This window comes from Cupriavidus sp. GW821-FHT02F09 (assembly GCF_059421605.1).
Map to the genome: position 1 here is coordinate 1 of NZ_JBWKVH010000045.1, position 15,582 is coordinate 15,582.

Consider the following 15,582-nt stretch of genomic DNA (forward strand, 5'->3'; position numbering starts at 1 on the left):
GTCGGCAAAGAAGACTAACGAGAAGAAAGCCGACCCTGCCGGGGGCAGAGCAATCAGGCTTATGTGGGGCTGTGGTTTCGTCGTGCGGCCACAGTTCTGCTGGCATCTGCCGGCACCGGTTTGTAGGGCATCGCAATGGCATGGCACATGGGTTTCGTTGTGGGGCCCCTGACCTCGTGTGCGGTGACCATTCCCACATCTGCCGTTACCGGCGCGAAGCACCACGACACATCGCCCGTCAGTGGTTTCGTGGTGGGGCGGGCGCGGTGGTCAAGGTCTCGGGCATATCAACCCGGTGCCACCGCGCCCACGACGGAACCGGTGCGCCTGCAACTTCGTGGCCGGGCACGCCGCGAGCGACAGACGGCTTGAAGCAAGTGATGTCTGCTACCGGGGGCCTCACCACGAATCCCGGAGGCTGGCAGGTTCGTGGCCGGTCAAGCCGGTACCGGCAGAAGCCCGCCGGCACTCCGGGCCGTACGACGCAACCACCGAGGCCGGACAGCCTTATTGCTCTGCGCCCGGCAGGGTCGGCTTTCTTCTCGTTAGTCTTCTTTGCCGACGCAAAGAAGAGTGACCGGCAGCCCCCGCAGGGGGATGTCGTATGGCTGTTGGGTGCAAAGGCCAACGCCGCTCAAAGAAACACCGCCCCCCTCACTTAGCCACCGGCATCGTAAACTCCGCCCCCTTCCCAATACTGTCCGGCCAACGCTGCATGATGCTCTTGTAGCGCGTATAGAAGCGGATACCTTCCTCGCCGTAGGCATGATGATCACCAAACAGCGAGCGCTTCCACCCCCCAAAGGAATGCCACGCCATCGGCACCGGAATCGGCACGTTGATGCCCACCATGCCCACCTGGATCTGGCGCGAGAACGCGCGTGCCACGCCGCCGTCGCTGGTGTAGCAGGACACGCCGTTGCCGTACTCGTGGCCGTTGATCAGGTCCACCGCTTCGGCCAGGTCATGCACGCGCACCACCGACAGCACCGGGCCGAAGATCTCTTCCTTGTAGATGGTCATGTCCGGCGTGACGTTGTCAAACAGCGTGCCGCCCACGTAGAAGCCGTTCTCGTGCCCGTCGACCTTGTGGCCGCGGCCGTCGGTCACCAGCTTGGCGCCCTCTTCCACACCCTTGGCGATATAGCCTTCTACCTTGGCCTTGTGCGCGGCGGTCACCAGCGGGCCCATCTCGGCATCATCTTCCATGCCGTTGCGGATCTTCAGCGACCGCGCGCGTTCGGCCAGGCGCGGTACCAGCTTGTCGGCGACATCGCCCACCGCCACAGCCACCGAGATGGCCATGCAGCGCTCGCCGGCCGAGCCATAGGCAGCGCCGATCAGCGCGTCCACGGCCTGGTCGAGGTCGGCGTCGGGCATCACCACCAGGTGGTTCTTGGCGCCGCCCAGGGCCTGCACGCGCTTGCCGCGCTTGGTGCCTTCAGTGTAGATGTACTCGGCGATCGGCGTGGAGCCGACGAAGGACAGGGCCTGCACGTCCTTGTGCGCCAGCAGCGCATCGACGGCTTCCTTGCCGCCTTGCACCACATTGAACACGCCATCCGGCAGGCCGGCCTGCTTGAGCAGGTCGGCAATCAGCAGCGAGGGCGAGGGATCGCGCTCGGACGGCTTGAGCACGAAGGTGTTGCCGCAGGCCAGCGCCACCGGGAACATCCACATCGGCACCATCACCGGGAAGTTGAACGGCGTGATGCCGGCCACCACGCCCAGCGGCTGGCGCAGGTTCCAGTTGTCGATGCCGCCGCCGATGTTGTCGGTGAAGTCGGTCTTGAGCAGGTTGGGAATGCCGCAGGCAAACTCAACGATCTCCACACCGCGGGTGACTTCGCCCTTGGCATCGGAGAACACCTTGCCGTGCTCGCGCGTGATCAGCGCGGCGAGGTCGTCATGGTGGCGGTCGAGCAGCTCCTTGAACTTGAACAGGATGCGCGCGCGCTTGAGCGGCGCGGTCTCGGACCAGGCCGGGAACGCGGCGTGGGCCGCAGCCACAGCGGCGTCCACGTCCTGCGCCGAGCCGAGCGCCACGCGCCCGGCCACGGCGCCCGTGGCCGGGTTGAAGACGTCGGCAAACCGCTCCGACGAGGCGGCGCGCACAGTCCCGCCAATGTAGTGCGCAATGTCGGCGATCTGCCGGTTCTCTGCGATGTTCACGTCAGTGTTCCTTGTCTTGTCTCTGCGGCCACAGCATTCGCTGCAATCACTGCAATCACTTCAGTTCTTGCAGCACCTTCTTCACGGTGTCGAACATCTCTTCGATCTGCGCCTCGGTGATGATCAGCGGCGGCGAGAAAGCGAGGATGTCGCCGGTGAAGCGCACCAGCACGCCGCGCTCCAGGCATTTCAGGAAGGCCTCATAGCCACGCGCGCCGGGCTGGCCGGGACGCGGCTCCAGCTCGATGCCGGCGACCATGCCGAGGTTGCGGATGTCCTTCACGTGGGGCGCGCCGCGCACGGCATGCACCGCGGCTTCGAACTTCGGCGCCAGCTCGGCGGCACGGCCGAACAGGTTCTCGTTCTTGTAGATATCCAGCGTGGCGATGGCCGCGGCCATCGCCAGCGGGTGGCCGGAATAGGTATAGCCGTGCAGGAACTCGATGGCACCCGGCGCCGCGGCGTTGACCACGGTGTCGTGCACTTCGCGCCGCACCGCCACCGCGCCCATCGGCACGGCTGCGTTGTTGATGGCCTTGGCCATGGTGATCAGGTCCGGCGTGACCTTGAAGCGCTCGGCGGCGGTGGCCGCGCCCAGGCGGCCGAAGGCGGTGATGACCTCATCGAAGATCAGCAGGATGCCGTGCTTGCTGGTGATCTCGCGCAGCTTTTCCAGGTAGCCCACGGGCGGCACCAGCACGCCGGCCGAGCCGGCCAGCGGCTCGACGATGACGGCGGCGACGTTGGACGGGTCGTGCAGCGCCAGGATGCGTTCCAGGTCGTCGGCCAGGTGCGCGCCCCAGGTCGGCTGGCCTTTGGAGTAAGCTGCTTCGGCAACATTCAGCGTGGCCGGCAGGTGGTCCGTGCCGGGCATCAGGTTGGCCGAGAAGGCCTTGCGGTTGGGGCCGATGCCGCCCACCGCCATGCCGCCGAAGCCAACGCCGTGGTAGCCGCGCTCACGCCCGATCACGCGGGTGCGCTGGCCTTCGCCACGGGCACGGTGATACGCCAGCGCGATCTTCAGCGCGGTGTCGACCGATTCCGAGCCCGAGTTGGTGAAGAAGATGCGGTCCAGCCCGGCCGGCATGATGGCGGCCACCTTGGTGGCGGCCTCGAAGGTAAGCGGGTGGCTCATCTGGAACGGCGGCGCGTAGTCCAGGGTCTGCACCTGGCGGGCGACCGCGTCCGCGATCTCCTGGCGGCAATGGCCGGCAGCGACGCACCACAGGCCGGCGCAACCGTCGAGGATCTGGCGGCCGTCATGCGAGGTGTAGTACATGCCGCTGGCGGAGTCGAGCAGGCGCGGGGCCGCCTTGTACTGGCGGTTGGCGGTAAACGGCATCCACAGGGCATCGAGATCAGGGATCACAGTCTTGGCGGCATCCATACATCCTCCTCAGGAGCAATTGGCATTGGCTTGGGCGGCGGCTGGCGCCGCCCGGGTTGTCAGGTGATTCTGGTGAATGCGGCCACTGTAGCGGCCCGGCCCGGCTTAAAGAATATACGGTCGACAGAACATCGCCTTACCGTACAGTTAAGAGTGAGACAACTGTACAGATCAAGAATTGCTCGAACCGGGCGACCGCAGCCGCGGATCCAGCCACCCCGCTCGCCACAGCGGCCAAAGTCCCGCCAGCTGCCGGATTCACGTTGCAGCGCTGCAAAGCCCCGCGCCGCCGTGAGGCTTCCCACCGAACCGGTACGGCCATTAAACTGTACAGGTCCATCCTTACATGTCACGCATGCTTAACCTCGATCTTGTCCGCAGCCGGCGCAGCGGCGACACCCTCACCGAGCAGATCGTGGCGGGCATCGCCAGCCTGGTGGACCGGCGCGTGCTGCGCGCCGGCGCGGCGCTGCCGTCGGTGCGGCGCTTTGCCCAGCAGCATGGGGTCAGCACCTTCACCGTGGCCGAGGCCTACGGCCGCCTGACCGCGCTGGGCTACCTGAGCGCGCGGGTGGGCTCGGGCTACACGGTGGCACACCGCCATGCCCCCGCCGGCCAGGCGCCGGCGGCACGCTGGGAGGCACCGGGGCTCAACGCCGCGTGGCTGCTGTCGGATGTGTTCGCCGATCATTCCGTGCCGATCAAGGCGGGTGCGGGCTGGTTGCCCGGCGACTGGCTCAACGAGGAAGGGCTGCACCAGGCCATGCGCGCCGCAGCGCGGGTGCCCGCGGCGCAGGTCTCGGGCTACGGCCACCCGTACGGCTTCGCCGCGCTGCGCGAGCATATCGCCGCCGGGCTCAGCCAGTACGGCATGCCGGTGCAGGCCCAGCAAGTGGTGCTGACCCAGGGCGCCACGCAAGCGCTGGACCTGGTGGTCCGCACGCTGTTGCGCCCGGGCGACACCGTGCTGGTGGAAGACCCCTGCTACTGCAATCTGCTGCAGATCCTGCGCCTTGCCGGCTTGCAGGTGGTTGGCGTGCGCCGCACCGCCAGCGGGCTCGACACCGACGCGCTCGACCACGCCATCCGCACCCACGCGCCACGCGCGCTGTTCGTCAACACGGTGCTGCAGAACCCCACCGGCGGCACGCTCACCAGCATGAACGCGCACCGCGTGCTGCAACTGGCCGAGCAGTACCGGCTGCTGGTGGTGGAGGACGATATCTACCGCGAGCTGGCGCCGCCCGGCTCACCCATGCTGGCGGCCATGGACGGGCTTTCGCACGTGATCTACGTCAACGGGTTCTCCAAGACCATCACGCCATCGCTGCGGGTTGGCTACCTCGCGGCCAGCCCGGAGCTGGCCAAGGCACTCGCACGCACCAAGATGGCCGTGGGGCTGACGTCATCGGAAGTGACCGAGCGGCTGGTGTACTCGGTGCTGACCAGCGGCCACTATGGCCGACATGTGGCGGCGCTGGCCGAACGGCTGCGCGCCCAGCAGGACCGGATCACGGAGAAAATGGAAGCCCACGGGCTGGAGGTGATGCTGCGCCCGGAAGGCGGGATGTTCGCCTGGGCAAGGATGCGGCCGGAAGACGGCGGCGACCAGGCCGCGCTGTCGGGCAACCGCCTGGCGACGCTGGCGCTGGAGCATGGCATCTGGCTGGCGCCAGGGTCTTACTTTGAACCGGAAGAAGGCGACTCGCCGTGGATACGGTTCAACGTGGCAACCAGCGATGAACCCGCGCTGTGGCGATTTTTTGACGCGCTGCGCAGCAGGCAGGCGCAAGGCGCGGAAACGGAATCCACCTCCCGCGGCCTGCGCGCCCCGCGCGCAGGCATGGTCAGGCTGGCCTGAGCGTCATGGCTTCAGGCCAAGCCAGCCACGTTTGCAGGATCAGAAGCGATAACGCACGTAACCCGTGTAAAAACCGCTGCCCGGATTGGGCTGCTTGATACCGGCGTTGGAGACGTGCTGGTAGCGGAAGCCGGCTTCGTACGCGGTCTTGGGGCCAAAGGCCATGCCCACGCCGATCATGTCGGAGAACTGGAACAGGCTGCCGGAGCGGTGCTCGTCGGAGGTGGCCTTATGGCTCATCATGCGCACGCCGACGGAGGCTTCCAGGAACGGCACCAGCGAGCCGCCGCGCTTTTCCACGCGCAGGATCGGCGAGAAGCCGAATTCGGTCACATTCTGGTGATTGGTGCCGCTGCGGGCGTTCCATTCGGCCAGTTCGGCCTCCCACTGCAGCTTGGCCAGCCAGCCCTGCGGGTTGCCCCAGGCAAAGCCGGAGTCCCAGTTCACGCCAACTTCGTACTTGTCGATGTTGTGGCCGGGATCGCGGCCAAAGGCCACGTGCACCCCTGGATCGGCGTGCGCGGCAGCGCATGCGCCGAGGGCAGCCATGGCGCCAAGCGCCTTGATACGTGTTGCAAGCCGACGGGCAAGGCCGGCGTTCTTCTTATCGATGGTCATGTGCATGGTGGGTGGTAATTACCGCGAAGAATGGCAAGTCCTAGCGAAAACCTTGCCACCTCCCAGCGGCAAAGCCGACCACCCGTACTCAGGACCAGAGGCGTTCCACCACCCAGCCCGCGGTCACGCAGATCGCGAGCCAGGCGCTTAGGCACCCGGCAATAAATCGGTAAGTCATGGTCAATTTCCGCAACAATCGCTTAGGGACAAGCGAATCATTACGGAATTATACATCCGTTCATGAATGTATGTTGAGGCAGGAGAAATCGGGCTAGGGCTCAACGTATCGGTGAGCGATTATGCACCTCCGGGACGGCACATGCTTGCGGCACCGCGGGGCTGTTGCCACGCCGCGTCAATCCCCCCGCGCCACGGCGCTTTGGCCCATGACCGCGGCGAAATCCGTTGCCGGCATCGGCCGGCCGAGCAGGTAGCCTTGCGCCGCGTCGCAGCCCTCCTCGGCCAGCAAGCGCTGCTGGGCTTGGGTCTCCACACCTTCCGCCAGGGTTCTCATGCCCAGCGAGCGCGCCAGCGCGATGACCCCGCGAATGACCGCCAGGGCCTCGGGTGCGCTGCCGAGGACTGCAACGAACGATTTGTCGATCTTGAGCGTCGCAACCGGTAGGCGCGTCAGGTAGGCCAGGCTCGAGTAACCGGAGCCGAAATCGTCCAGCGAGGCGCTGATGCCGCAGTGCCTGAGCTCGTCGAGCGCCGCCGCGGCACTGTCGAGGTCGGTCATCAGGGTGTCCTCGGTGACTTCCACGTCCAGCAGCCCGCATGGCACCTCGTGCTCGCGCGCGAGGTCCGCCAGCAAGCCAGCGAGCCCCGGCATGACCAGCTGCCGCGCTGACAGGTTGAGAGAGATCCTGGGCACCGTCAGGCCGGCACGCCGCCAGGCCGCTATCTGGCGGCACACGGCGCGCATGACCCACAGCCCCACCGCCGGCTCCAGCGGGGACTCCAGCAGCACATCGAGAAAGGCGGCGGGAGGCAGCAGGCCGCGCGTTGGGTGCTGCCAGCGCAACAACGCCTCCGCGCCCGCCAGCCTGCCATCCGGCAGCGACCACTGCGGCTGGAAGTGAAGCACCAGCTGGTCGTCGGCCATCGCGGCATGCAGGTCGGCGCGCAGCTGCAGGCGCTGCCGCAAGCCTTGGGCAAGGTCCAGGTGGAAGACGCGGAACTGGAAACGCCCCGCAGCCTTGGCCGCATACATGGCGGCATCGGCGTGGTTCAACAGGGTGTCAGCGGTGTCGCCAGCCTCGGGCCATTGCGCGATCCCTACGCTGGCACCCAGCAGCAGCGTGTGGCCGTCCACCTGGAATGGCTGCGACACGCCGGCCAGGATGGTGCCGGCAAAGCGCTCGGCCTGTCCCGGCCGCGCGTCGCGCAAGATGAACACGAACTCATCGCCGCCGACGCGCGCGACAAAAGCCGAAGGCGCCAGCAGCGCGCGAAAGCGCTCGGCGACCTTGCATAGCAACGTGTCGCCCACGGCATGGCCAAAGGCGTCGTTGACTTCCTTGAAGCGGTCGAGATCGACGAACAGCACCACCACCCCGGCCGCTTGCGGCGCTTGCGCCTGCATGCCGGCCGGCAGCACGGCTACCTGGGCTTCTGCAGCCTGCGCCACCGCGCGCGCCAGCACCTGCGTGCAGCGCCGGCGGTTCGGCAGGCCGGTCAGGTAGTCGTGGTCGGCATGGTATTCCAGCTGGGCCGACTGCTGCCGTTCGCGGCTGACGTCGCGAAAGAGCACGGTAAGGCCGTTGGCATCGGGAAAGGCGCGCGCTTCAAACCAGCATGCCAGCGGGGCATAGTAGGCGGTACAGGTGCGTGATGCGCCGCTGGCAGCAGCCTCATGAAACGTCCGGTAATACGCCGAGCCAATCAGGTCTGGATAGCACTCCCAGATGCCGCGCCCGTCGAGATCCTTACGGGTGCGCTTGAGCCAGCGCTCCATGGTCTGGTTGGCGTAGGCGAATCGCCACTCGCGGTCGAGCGACATGACGCCATCCGCGACGCTATCGAGCATCGCGGCAAGATGCGTGGGCAACGCCCCGGCGGGCGGCGTGCTCGTGGGATTGGCATGACAGGGCAAAAGTGGCGCGCGCTGGGGAGAGTCGTCCATGTCGAGGGGGTCGTCCGAGCACCGCATGAATCACGGTTGACAAGGCGGCAGGTGGCAGGCGTCGGCCGCATTTTATCCTCGAACACCCCGCACCGGTATGCCGGCGCGGGCCTTTGGCCCAAGGATTGCGCACCAGTGCCCGCCACGATGCCCCCCGGTCACATACGGTTTCCCCCCACTATCCCCCCACTATCCCCCCGCTATCCCCGCTATCCCCGCTTGTCGCTGGCGTCACGCCACGGTTGCGTACTCCAGTGTCTTTGGCGTCTTCACGATGACCTCCGGGCGCTCGCCCACCACGACCGTATCGTCGAGCCGGAAGCCGCCCAGCCCATAGACATAGATGCCCGGCTCGGCCGAGTAGACCTCGCCGTCCAGCAGTGCGCGCGTGTTGAAGGCCATGTCCTCCGGATACTCGTGCAGCATCAGCCCGACCGCGTGGCCGGTGCGGTGGAAGATGTACTCGCCCAGCCCCGCGCGCTCGATCACGGCCTGCGCGGCGGCGTCCATGTCGCAGACGCGCCGGCCGGTCACCGCGGCCGCCACCGCCGCGTCGGTGGCCTCGGCGGCAACCTGGTAGCAGCGTGCCTGGCGCTCGTCCGGTTTGCCGCAGAACCACGTGCGCTCGTTCTCCACGTAGTAGCCATTCAGGCGCGGCAGGATCAGGTTGACGATGGTATCGCCAGCCGCGATGCGCGCGCCGCACGCGGCGCCGTCGCCGTGCGGCGAGGCCGAGGCCGGCCCCGTCAGCGTCCAGCATTTGAGGATATCGAAATCCTCGCCGGGAAAGCGGCGCGCGGCCTCCTCCACCATCAGCGCCGACATGGCATGGTCCAGCTCCTGCACCAGCCGCCCCGGCCGAATGTTCTCGCGGTAGCGGTCCTGTACCCAGTCGGTCAGGCTCCCAAGCTCGCGCATCACCTGCAGTTCTTCCGCATGCTTGACCCAGCGCATGGCGCGCATCTCCGCCATGGCCGGGCGCAGCGCGAGCTCCGGCAGGTAGCGCTGCGCCGCCGCGAGAATCGGGTGGGCCACGTCCACGGCAATGCGCGAGCCGCCCAGCCCGTGCGACGCCAGCAGCGACGCCACCACCTCGGGCAACTGCGGCGCCAGCGCCAGCCGCTGCGACACGCGCGGATGCTCGGCGTAGTAGGTCACGTCGCGCAGCCAGACCTTGTGCTTTTCCGTGCACAGGCGCATGTGGTTGGTGGACAGCTCGTTCATCACGGCGAAGGGTTCGCCGTTGCGCGGCACGAACACGAAAACGGGGCGCTCCCACGGCCAGACATCCAGCTGGAAATTGGTGGCGAACTGGAAGAAGTCCGGCGTGCTGAACACCAGCGCGTCAACGCGGATGCGGTCCATCAGCGCGTGCATCATTGCCAGGCGATAGTCGCGCACGGCGGTCGTGATCTGGGGCATGTCTAGTCTCCTTGGTTCCTTGCTTCCTTGGTAATGGGTGCGGGCGGGTGCGGGCGGGTGCGGGCGGGTGCGGACACATCCGCCCGGGATCAGAGGGCGATGCCGAGCTTGCGGATCATGGGGCCCCAGGCCTGCGCGTCGCGCTGCATATGGCGCTCCACTTCGGCCGGTGGCCCCTTGATCGGGTCGAGGAACTGGTTGGCCAGCTTGTCCTTGAATGCCGGCTCGTCCATGGCCGCGTTGATGTCGGCGTTGATCTTCTGCACCAGCGCCGCCGGCGTGCCGGTCTTTGCGACGATGGCGTACCAGCCCGGCACCGCCACGTCGTAGCCAAGCTCCTTGAAAGTCGGCACATCGGGCAGCGCGGCCAGGCGCCGCTCGCCGGTCACGGCCAGCGCCACCAGCTTCTTGCCGGCGATATAGGGCTGCACGCCCGCCACCACATTCATCATGGCCGGCGTCTCGCCCGACATCAGGCTGGTTGAGCCGCCGGCGCCGTTGAACGGCACATGCTGCAGCTTGATGCCGGCGCGCTCGGCCACCAGCTCCATGGCCAGGTGCGTGGAGTTGCCGATGCCGCCGGAGGCGTAGCTGATGCCGCCCGGCCGCGCCTTGGCGAGCCGCACGAATTCGGCAAAGCTGGTGGCGTGCATCGCCGGCGCGACCACTAGCACGAACGGCGAGTTGGCCAGCATCGCCACGCCGGTCAGGTCGCGTTGCGGCACATAGGGCAACGTGGGATACAGGAAGGGATTGAAGGCCAGGTTGGACACGCCCGCGAAGAACAGGGTGTAGCCATCGGCCGGCTGCTGCAGCACATAGTTGATGGCCAGCACGCCGTTGGCGCCGGGCTTGTTTTCCACAACAACGCTGCGTCCCCAGCGCTTGCCCAGCGTTTCGGCCAGCGCGCGCGCGAGCACGTCGTTGCCCGTGCCACCGGCCTGCGGCACGACCAGCCTGACCGGGCGCTGCGGCCAGTCCTGCGCCCAGCCGGCCGCGCCACATGCCATGCCCGCCACGGCGAGCGCGGCGCTTAGTATCAGTGTGCGTCTGTTCACTTCGATCTCCTCTCGCATCCCTTGAGCGGCACCCTCGCATCGAGGTGCATGCGGTTTACTGTACCATGTGGTACATGAGGAGGGAAAAAAATTTTCGGGACTGCGGCGCCGACGCCGGCGCCGCATACGGATCAGGCTTCGGGTGCGGATTTCGCGCCCGGGGCCCCAGGCGCATTCAGCATGCGCGCGAAGTATTTCAGCGCGGCAGTGGTGCCCTTGCGATCGCCCGTGGTGACGAGATCCAGCAACAGGCCGCGCACGGTGGCGACCTCGATGCGAGCCCGCAGCTTCGCCTCGCTCGTGCTCAATCCAAGCTGCTTGTGAAAGCGCTCGGTCAGCGCGCCGGTCCAGCTGCCGATCACATCGTCGAGGAACACCTGGAAGCGTTCGCGATCGCGAATGGCGCGGCCGTAAATCTCGAACAGCAACTGGATGATGGGCAGGTAGTTGTCCGCCGAGTAGCGCGCCCAGGCTACCTCCAGCGCCCGTGCGGGATCGGACTCGCTGGCGGCCAGGCTGGCGCGCGCATCCAGCTCGGCATGGCGGATGCGGCGCAGCACCGCCTCCCAGAACTGGTCCGCCGAGCCGAAGTAATAGATCAGCATGCGGTGGCTGGTGCCGAGCGCCTCGGCGATATGGCGCAGCGACAAGTCGCCGATGCCGTGCTCCAGCACGTGGTTGACGGCGCCGTCGAGCAGCTGGATGGCCTGGTCGCTGGCAGCGCGGCCTTGCGCGAGTGTTTCGAGCCTATCGAGCGTCTCGGTGGCAGCGGCGGGATTCTTGCGGGGCGGCATGGACTGGGGAAAGCGTTCGGTTGGGCACAGGGGCGAAGACAGCGAGTGTAAGCCAGCCCGGCTCGCAGCGCATTCGCCCGTTGCATCCCTAACCTGCGCCCAGCAGGAAGGGCAGCGTCTCGTCCAGCAGCAGCGCCGGCACTTCCTCCGCCATGTAGTGCCCGCACGGCAGGCTCTTGCCGCTCACGTTGCGCGCCACCTTGCGCCACTCTTCCAGCGGCGCGAAGCAGCGGCCTACCGCGCCCTGCTCGCCCCACAGCGCCAGCATCTCGCACTCGACCTTGCGCCCGGCGGCGAGGTCGGCACGATCGTGTTCGAGATCGATCGACGCGCTGGCTCGATAGTCCTCGCACAGCCCGTGCGCCGCGCCCGGCAGGCTAAGGCAACGCAGGTACTCCGCCATGGCCGCCTCGGTAAACGGCGCCAGGCCGGCGCTGCGGCTGCCCATGGTGCTGCGCAGGTAGAGCGCCGGATCGGCCTCGATCAGCGTCTCGGGAAACGGCGCGGGCCGGATCAGGAAGAACCAGTGGTAGTAGGCCAGCGCGAACTGCAGGCTGGTCTGCTCGTACATCGCCAGCGTGGGCGCAATATCCAGCGTGACCAGCCGCTGCACGGCATCCGGATGATCCACCGCCATGCGGTGCGCCACGCGCCCGCCGCGGTCATGCGCCATCACCAGGAAGCGCTCGAAGCCCAGCGCGCGCATCGCCGTGACCTGGTCCTGCGCCATGCTGCGCTTGCTGTAGTTGGCGTGGTCCGGCAGCCCGGCCGGCTTGCCGCTATCGCCGTAGCCGCGCAGGTCGGTGGCGACCACCGTGAAATGCCTTGCCAGCGTGGCGGCCACCTTATGCCAGATCACATGCGTTTGCGGATGGCCATGCAGGAGCAGCAAGGCCGGGCCCCGGCCACCGACGACAGCGTGGATCTCGACGTCGCCACATGGAATGCGATGCTGCGTGAATCCTTCGAACACGTTCCGTCCTCCTTCAGGCGGACAGCCGCGCCATGGTCTTGGCGGCGACGTCCTGCAGCCAGGGCTGCGACTGGTGATGGCGCCGCGCGAACGCGGCGATTTGGGACGACTGTGCCAGCGTTGCGCCGATCATGTCCAGTCCCTGGCGAAACATGGTGCGGTGGCGCTCGGCCAGCGTGAAGGCAAAGCGCAGCGCGCCGGCGCTCACCGACATCGCCGCGAGGTCGATCTCGATCCGCGCAGGCGCGCCGCCCGACACCGCGGCCATCAGCGCATCCACTTCTGCCTGCGGCAACATCACCAGCAGCAGCCGGTTGTTGATCGCGTTGGAGTAGAAGATCTCGCCAAAGCTGGGCGCGATCACCGCGCGAATGCCGTATTGCTGCAGCCCCCAGACGGCGTGCTCGCGGCTCGATCCGCAGCCAAAGTTCGGACCGGCCACCAGCACGCCCGCGCCCTGGTACCGCGCCTGGTTGAGCGCGAACTCCGGGCGCGGCACGCCTTGCGCGTCGAAGCGCATATCGTAGAACAGGCCACGGTCCAGCCCGGCCTTGTCGATGATGCGCAGGAACTGCTTGGGCATGATCTGGTCGGTGTCGAGGTTGCCGATGGGCAGCGGCGCGCCAAGCGCGGCGATCAGGTCGGAATCGTAGTCAGGCATGGCATCAGGCATTGGTTTGCTCCAGGCGGCGCACATCGGTGATGCAGCCGGTCAGCGCCGCCGCGGCGGCCATGGCGGGACTCATCAGGTGGGTGCGCCCGGCGCGCCCCTGGCGTCCCTCGAAATTGCGATTGGTGGTGGAGGCGCAGCGCTCGCCGGGCGCGAGTACGTCGTCGTTCATTGCCAGGCACATCGAGCAGCCCGGCTTGCGCCATTCGAAGCCGGCGTCCAGCAGCACCTGCGCAATGCCTTCGTCCTCGGCCTGCTGGCGCACCGCGCCGGAGCCCGGCACCACCATCGCGCGCACGCCTTCGGCCACCTTGCGCCCGCGCACGATGGCGGCCACAGCGCGCAGGTCTTCGATGCGCCCATTGGTGCAGGAACCGATGAACACGCGCTGCACCGGCAGGCCTTCGAGCGTGGCCCCCGCCTGCAGGCCGATATAGTCGAGAGCCTTGGCGGCAGCGCTGCGCGCCGTGTCGTCGATGGCATCCTCCACCGGCGGCACGCACGCGTCGATGGGGATCGCCTGGTCGGGGCTGGTGCCCCAGCTCACATACGGCGCCACGCTGCTGGCGTCGAACACCAGTTCGCTGTCGAACCTGGCATCCGCATCGGAATGCAGCGCCCGCCAGCAGGCCAGCGCGCGCTCGCGCAGCGTGGCATCGATATCGGCGGCGCGGGCCAGCACGTATTCGATGGCCGCCGCATCCGGCGCGATCAGCGCGCCACGCGCGCCGGCTTCCACCGTCATGTTGCACAAGGTCATGCGCGCCTCGATCGACAGCGCGGCAATGGCGCTGCCGGCGAACTCCACCACATAGCCGCGCGCGCCCTGCGCGCTGATGCGGCTGATGATATGCAGGATCAGGTCCTTTGCGGTGGCGCCACGCGGCAGCACACCGTCCACGCGGATGCGCATGTCCTTCGCCACGCGGTACACCAGCGTCTGCGTGGCCAGCACGTGCTCCACCTCGGATGTGCCGATGCCAAAGCCAAGCGCGCCCAGCGCGCCGTAGGTGGTGGTGTGGCTGTCGCCGCACAGCACCACCATGCCCGGCCGGATCATGCCGTGCTCGGGCGCGATCACGTGCTCGATGCCCTGCAGCGCGTCATCGGTATCGAACAGCGCGATGCCGTGCTGGTCGCAGTTGCGCTTGAGGTTGCGCGCCTGCAGCGCCGAGGCGGGATCCTGGATGCGGCGCGGGCTTTCGGCGTGGGTGGGGATGATGTGGTCCACCACCGCCACCTGCTGGCCCGGCGACGGCACGCCCCGGCCCTGCGCGGCCAGCCCGGCAAAAGCCTGCGGACTGGTGTATTCGTTCATCAGGTGCAGATCCGCGTAGAGCAGCACGTGGTCGGCATCGAGCGCGGCCACGGTGTGCGAATCCACCAGCTTGCGATAGTAGGTAAGGCCTGACATGGGACAGCCTGCTTGATATGCGTTGAAAAAATGCGCGGCAGAAAGCACCGCGCCTACTCCGGCGTGATGCCGGCCTGCTTGATCTGCGCGGCCCAGCGCTTGATTTCCTTGTGCAGCATGGTGTCGGCCTGGGACGGGCTCATGGTCAGCGGCTCGAAGCCTTCCTTGAGCAGGCGCGCTTTGATCTCCGGCGCGGCCAGTGCCTGGTTCAGCGTCTGGTTGAGCTTGGCGATCACCTCCTTGGGCGTGCCGGCCGGCGCGCTGACGATGAACCAGGTCTCGAAGGTGTAGTTGGGCAGGCCCGCCTCGGCAATGGTGGGCACATCGGGCAGCAGCGCAGAGCGCTTGGGCCCGGTCACCGCCAGTGCGCGCAGCTTGCCCGCCTGCACCTGCGGCAGCGCGGCGGAGAGCACCGGGAAGCTGAGCTGCACCTGGCCGGCGATGGTATCGACCATGGCCGGGCCGCCGCCCTTGTACGGCACGTGCAGGATGGCCGTGCCGGACTCGGACTTGAACAGCTCCGCCGCCATGTGGAAGGTACTGCCGGTGCCCGCCGAGCCAAAACTCAGCTGCCCGGGGCGGCTCTTGGCCAGCGCAATCAGTTCCTTCACATTCTTGGCCGGCAGGCCGTTGGTCACCACCAGCACATGCTGCGAGGTGCCCATGGTGCCAACCGACGTCAGGTCGCGCTCGGTGTCGAACGGCAGCCTGGCGAAGAGCGAAGGATTCACCGCCAGCGCCACGTTGTTGATGGCCAGCGTATAGCCATCGGGCCTGGCCTTGGCGGTCTGGTCCATGCCGATATTGCCCGAGGCGCCGGCACGGTTGTCCGCCACCACGGGCTGGCCGAGTTGCCGGCCCCACGCTTCGGTGACCAGCCGCGCGGCGATGTCGACGCTGCCGCCCGGAGCGAACGGCACGATCAGGCGAATCGGGCGCGCGGGAAACGTCTCGGCCGAGGCCACCGCCGGCGCGAGCGCAACTGACAAGGCGACAGCACTCATGGCGAGCGGCATCCGGCCGATCCGGCAGATCCGGCGGGCGATGGCGATAAAGCGGTTCATGTGGGGTCTCCTGGGTGGCAGGCT

General features: G+C 67.5%; 12 protein-coding genes. 1 reads left to right on the forward strand and 11 read right to left on the reverse strand.

The genetic code is table 11. The annotated features are described in order from the left end of the window. Positions 1 to 654: 654 nt before the first annotated feature. Positions 655 to 2,172 (reverse strand): CoA-acylating methylmalonate-semialdehyde dehydrogenase, encoded by a 1,518-nt coding sequence (locus tag AC07XB_RS32260; protein WP_492375593.1) that lies wholly within the window; start codon positions 2,170 to 2,172, stop codon positions 655 to 657. 55 nt (positions 2,173 to 2,227) lie between these two features. Further along, complete coding sequence (gene aptA / locus AC07XB_RS32265) at positions 2,228 to 3,559, reverse strand: omega-aminotransferase AptA (protein WP_492828794.1); 1,332 nt, start codon at positions 3,557 to 3,559, stop codon at positions 2,228 to 2,230. A 355-nt stretch (positions 3,560 to 3,914) separates the two neighbouring features. Between aptA and AC07XB_RS32270 the strand changes: the two genes are divergently transcribed. After that, positions 3,915 to 5,420, forward strand: a complete 1,506-nt coding sequence (locus AC07XB_RS32270) for an aminotransferase-like domain-containing protein (RefSeq protein ID WP_492828823.1) — start codon at positions 3,915 to 3,917, stop codon at positions 5,418 to 5,420. Between the two features lie 39 nt (positions 5,421 to 5,459). Here the strand turns inward: AC07XB_RS32270 and AC07XB_RS32275 are convergent, their stop codons facing one another. The 9 genes from AC07XB_RS32275 to AC07XB_RS32315 all read right to left on the reverse strand — a co-directional run bounded on the left by AC07XB_RS32275 (position 5,460) and on the right by AC07XB_RS32315 (position 15,558). Next, complete coding sequence (locus AC07XB_RS32275; protein WP_492375591.1) at positions 5,460 to 6,038, reverse strand: acyloxyacyl hydrolase; 579 nt, start codon at positions 6,036 to 6,038, stop codon at positions 5,460 to 5,462. A gap of 355 nt (positions 6,039 to 6,393) precedes the next feature. Next, complete coding sequence (locus AC07XB_RS32280) at positions 6,394 to 8,163, reverse strand: putative bifunctional diguanylate cyclase/phosphodiesterase (protein WP_492375590.1); 1,770 nt, start codon at positions 8,161 to 8,163, stop codon at positions 6,394 to 6,396. Positions 8,164 to 8,394: 231 nt separating this feature from the next. Further along, entirely contained in the window at positions 8,395 to 9,585 is a 1,191-nt protein-coding gene (locus tag AC07XB_RS32285; RefSeq protein WP_492828796.1) for a M24 family metallopeptidase, read from the reverse strand. 89 nt (positions 9,586 to 9,674) lie between these two features. Next, positions 9,675 to 10,643, reverse strand: coding sequence for a Bug family tripartite tricarboxylate transporter substrate binding protein (locus AC07XB_RS32290; protein ID WP_492374786.1), 969 nt, complete (start codon positions 10,641 to 10,643; stop codon positions 9,675 to 9,677). A 131-nt stretch (positions 10,644 to 10,774) separates the two neighbouring features. Next, a complete protein-coding gene (locus AC07XB_RS32295; protein WP_492374785.1) occupies positions 10,775 to 11,437 on the reverse strand; it encodes a TetR family transcriptional regulator in 663 nt (220 codons plus the stop codon). A gap of 88 nt (positions 11,438 to 11,525) precedes the next feature. Next, positions 11,526 to 12,410, reverse strand: coding sequence for an alpha/beta fold hydrolase (locus tag AC07XB_RS32300; protein ID WP_492374784.1), 885 nt, complete (start codon positions 12,408 to 12,410; stop codon positions 11,526 to 11,528). Between the two features lie 13 nt (positions 12,411 to 12,423). After that, complete coding sequence (leuD, locus tag AC07XB_RS32305; RefSeq protein WP_492374783.1) at positions 12,424 to 13,083, reverse strand: 3-isopropylmalate dehydratase small subunit; 660 nt, start codon at positions 13,081 to 13,083, stop codon at positions 12,424 to 12,426. Next, on the reverse strand, positions 13,076 to 14,494 hold the full coding sequence (gene leuC / locus AC07XB_RS32310; protein ID WP_492828797.1) for a 3-isopropylmalate dehydratase large subunit: 1,419 nt from the start codon (positions 14,492 to 14,494) through the stop codon (positions 13,076 to 13,078). The genes leuD and leuC overlap by 8 nt, the downstream gene beginning before the upstream one ends. A gap of 53 nt (positions 14,495 to 14,547) precedes the next feature. Beyond that, positions 14,548 to 15,558 carry a tripartite tricarboxylate transporter substrate binding protein gene (locus AC07XB_RS32315; RefSeq protein ID WP_492828799.1) on the reverse strand — a complete coding sequence of 337 codons (1,011 nt, stop codon included), beginning with the start codon at positions 15,556 to 15,558 and terminating at the stop codon, positions 14,548 to 14,550. Positions 15,559 to 15,582 lie beyond the last annotated feature (24 nt).